The organism is Parendozoicomonas verongulae, from assembly GCF_009711465.1.
GTDB classification, from domain to species: Bacteria; Pseudomonadota; Gammaproteobacteria; order Pseudomonadales; family Endozoicomonadaceae; genus Sansalvadorimonas; species Sansalvadorimonas verongulae.
In genome coordinates this window covers 1-689 of record NZ_SMME01000378.1, presented here as the reverse complement: position 1 = coordinate 689, position 689 = coordinate 1, and the positions used below count along the sequence as shown (strand labels likewise).

Below are 689 nucleotides of genomic sequence, written 5' to 3'. Positions count from 1 at the left end.
GCCTTTTGTCTGTGACTTTGAAGGGTGCAATAAGTCTTTCACCGGATCCAGCCATCTCAAAGACCACAAGCACACTCACACAGGGAACAGGTCCTTTGTCTGTGACCAGGACGGATGCAACCAGTCTTTCACTTTGTCTGTGACTTTGATGGGTGCAGCAAGTCTTTCATCACATCCAGTCATCTCTCCAGGCACAAACGTATCCACACAGGGGAGAGGCCTTATATCTGTGACCTGGACGGGTGCAACAAGTCTTTCAACACATCCAGCAATCTCAACAACCACAAGCGTATTCACACAGGGAGCAGGCCTTTCGTCTGTGACTTTGAAGGGTGCAACAAGCGTTTTGTCGAATCTGGTCATCTCACCAAGCACAAACACGCCTTGCACAATAGGGAAGATAAGTGACCCGCGCCGTAAATGCCAACATCACAAGAGGGCGCAAGCTATGTTGTTATCTTCTTTGTTCTTTTTGTGGGAAGGGATGGAATGGCCTTCAGACTGAATTTTGTTGTCACCACTCTTTGCATAGTGATCGGCCTGTCTTCGTCTGCCACCTATGCATCAGCAGGCAAGAGTAGATCTCTTAACATTATTCGGTTACAGCCATTAGATGTTATATCGACAGGAAGCATTGCCATATACCCTGCAGAGACGATACATATTCATCCCCATAAAACAACATCCTG

The 689-nt window shown here is 47.2% G+C and carries 1 protein-coding gene; it reads left to right on the top strand.

Annotation, left to right across the window (positions count from 1 at the left end):
* Nucleotides 1-420: 420 nt before the first annotated feature.
* The coding region (locus tag E1189_RS24430) for a hypothetical protein (RefSeq protein WP_230459872.1) at nucleotides 421-689 on the top strand (269 nt) is incomplete at its 3' end.